The organism is Rhizobium ecuadorense (assembly GCF_001187535.1).
GTDB lineage: Bacteria > Pseudomonadota > Alphaproteobacteria > Rhizobiales > Rhizobiaceae > Rhizobium > Rhizobium ecuadorense.
In genome coordinates this window covers 1-264 of sequence record NZ_LFIO01001420.1, presented here as the reverse complement: position 1 = coordinate 264, position 264 = coordinate 1, and the positions used below count along the sequence as shown (strand labels likewise).

Annotated in this window: 1 pseudogene; it reads left to right on the top strand. The window is 59.5% G+C overall.

Going from position 1 to position 264, the window contains the following annotated elements:
- Positions 1–264: pseudogene (locus tag AF337_RS29965) on the top strand (sugar ABC transporter permease); the annotation flags it as partial.

Here is a 264-nt window from a genome sequence, read left to right as displayed (position 1 = left end):
GTCTCGGTCTTGCGCCGGGGATTGCTGGGGAATTGCGCGCCAAACATGCAGGTGAGGTGTTCACGGCACGCCGCGACGTCGAGCGCATGCTCAAGGATCTTGCCGACCGGCCTTCGACGCGCGACGTCAAGCAGATTTCCGAACAGTTCAACCGCTCCGTCCTCAACACCCGCTTCGACAGCAAGGAACAACTCTTTTCGGCGCTGGATGGTCTGGGTTTCAAACTGACACCTGAGCAGAAGGAAACGGTCGCCAAGGCCACTT